The 2,774-nt window shown below is 55.0% G+C and carries 2 protein-coding genes; both read right to left on the reverse strand.

Annotated elements, in window-relative coordinates:
• The coding region (locus AC1D1X_RS20115; RefSeq protein WP_477698995.1) for a tetratricopeptide repeat protein at positions 1-1,393 on the reverse strand (1,393 nt) is incomplete at its 3' end.
• A 44-nt stretch (positions 1,394-1,437) separates the two neighbouring features.
• A partial coding sequence (locus AC1D1X_RS20120; protein WP_477698996.1) for an ankyrin repeat domain-containing protein occupies positions 1,438-2,774 on the reverse strand: 1,337 nt, incomplete at its 5' end.

Genomic DNA, 2,774 nt, shown 5'->3' on the forward strand with positions numbered 1-2,774 from the left:
GCAGACTCTTGAGCACCCATTGCAGACTGTCCTTGCAGCGCGAAGACCCGAGATCAACCCCCATTTGCAAATAGTGCCGGGCCTTCTCCAGATCTTTGGGCCATTCGTCTTTGAATCTATCAAAGTGCGTGTAGGTGGTGCCCAGCAGCCACATGGCCTCCGTGCTGCCGCGCTCCGCGGCCTGAATGAACAATTCTTCAGCCTTGTTCGTGTCGCGCTCCAACCCGTACCTGTTATACAAATACAGCAAAGCCAGGATATGCAAATCATCCGCGTCACCCTGGGCGGCCCGCTCTTGCGCCAGAGTTTTCAACTGCATCCAGTGGAACGCACTGGGTTCTATCCCGTCCTGATACAAGGCATAAATCCGTGCGAGAGGGAATTTGGTCAGATCGGGGAAGCGCTGTAAGCGAAATGAAAACCGGTTCGGATGCAGCGTCAGCACGGCAGAAATATCTCCCGCCGCCCAATGCAGACAAGCATATTGCTCATCGGTACCTGCCTCGCCCAAAACTTCACGATGCAAAGGCCGCGTGATGACTTTCTCGACATGGGCCAGTGCTGCGTCGTAATCAAAATTCCAAGGGCCCAGTTGCCCGTTGATGGAGATGATCTCGAACCCGTTGACTCGCCCCAGATGCGGGCTCTCCACCTGGTCCGGCGACAACACGGTCTTGCTCAGCACCTCCAGATCAAAGCGATGATCCGAGTACTGGCTATCGGTCTTCACGCGCTTTAACGCGGCCAGCTTGTCGATGATGTGCGAAAACGAAACCATCATCACGCTGTCTTCTTGCAGCGATGACACCAGGCGATTGAAGTCGCCTCCCACCGTGTACTTGAACTGCTTGATGAGAAACCCGCAAGACGATTTCTCGGCAGCGGCATTGCGCTTTGCATAGGTCTCTGCGGAGTCGCCGTCGCCCGGTAGTTTGTGTTTCACCAACGTCAGCTTAGCAGCATCCTGCGTCCACTTCGCCGACCACCCGTGAGACGACTTCGCCGTCGCATCAAACGCAGTCAGGCCGACCGAAGCCAGCCACACAAAAAAGAACACGCAAAATCCATCGGCGTCACGGTCTGTTCCGTCCAGCTCCATGCGCAGTTTTTCGGCGCCATCGAGCATGACCTCCAACTCCGTGGCTTGGGTTGCTTCATGCAAGGCATCCACCACGTTGAACTGATAACTGGTGTATGGCGCATGCGGCAGGAAAATATCGGGCGACAACTTGTTGGTCGTCAGCGCCGACTTGGCGAGCGCAGAATCCGACAACAATGCCCGCAAGGCACTGCCGTCCTTGCTGTTCACTGCCGCARCAAAGCGCGAAAGTGCCTGCAGGGCTTCAGGGCTTACTTTTTTGGCCGTGATTTTTAAAGAAAAAGGTTCTGACATTGTTAGTCTTACGCCAAAATTAGTGCCTGGCTATCGGCCGGCGATCAAGGCCGACACAGCCGTTGAACCAAATCGTCTGACAATCCCGCATCTTTCAGCCCGTATTCGGAGCCATGGAAGACCAACCCCATCGCACGCAAGGCGATCAGTACCTCCGCGATGTTTGCGGGCACATCCTCCTTGTCGTGCCAGCGCACCCACAAGCCGTTACCCGAAAATAACTGCTCGAAAGTCAGTTCTTTGGTTTTGAGCAGCCCAAAGAACTCCAGCGCTTGCGCACTGCGCCATTCAACAACACGCAGACAATTGATCGCGAAATCGCGGGTCTGTGCCAATGCGTGCAATTGCGCCGGGTTGGATTGCGCGATCGCTGCAACAAATATGCGATAGGAATCGCCAACCGCCGGGTGCTCATCGTTTAGCAGGTCCAGGTGATTCAGCGCGTAGTCCCGGCCAAAGAACGTATCGGGGGAATCGGGCGTATCGGCGACCAGGCGCCAGGGATGTACCCGCTGCAAATGGTCAAAAAGCACACCACATTGAAAATAACAGGCGTAGACATACAGCGCTTGCACCTGCGATTCGCCAAGCTGTACGACATCAATGTAGCGCGCCATCGAAGCTACATCGTGGTGCTTGATCGCGGTTAGCAAATTTGCATAAGCGTCACCCTCGTAAGCGGTCGCCGGAGAGATGAGCTGTAAATTGAGCGGCCATAATTTATCGCGCGCCGCATAGCGGTCTGCCGCATTCGCAATCCAGAGCGGAGAGCCCATCGATGAATCTGCATTCAAATCGGCGTTGCGATGCCTGAGTGCGCCAACCATGCCCACCCCGTTTTCCGTTGCACAAACGTGATGTATCGCAGCCAAACCATTCCGGTCACGAATATTCGGCTCGGCCCCGTGGCGCAGCAATCGATACATTGCGCCGTTGCGCTTGTCAGGAAGCCGTGATGCGACCAACAACGGGGAATCTCCGTTCGCATTGCGGGCGTTCACATCGCAGCCTTGTGAAATCAGCCATTCGATGTCTTCATCGCCGCAATGACGATAAGTTTTTGCCGCATAGTGCAGCACAGTATCGCCATCATGGTTCGCACGGTTCAAGTCACATTTCGCCAAAACACTACGCGCCGCAGGATAGCGATCTATGAAGTGGATAAGGTGCCAAAACATCAATACGCCGGCGAACTCTTCGTTTGGATCAGCGAGCGCCTTGAAGTATTTGCTCGCCAAGCGCACGCCAAGGTGACTGGAAAGGCCCACCGCAACGCGCGGGTCAAGCGCATCCAGGCGTTCAATCAGTTGATCTTTATTGATCGACTCGCCACCGTATAGGTAAGTTTTTTTACCCCCCAGGTCTTGATCATTACTCACTG

Source organism: Polaromonas sp. P1_G4 (assembly GCF_056405475.1).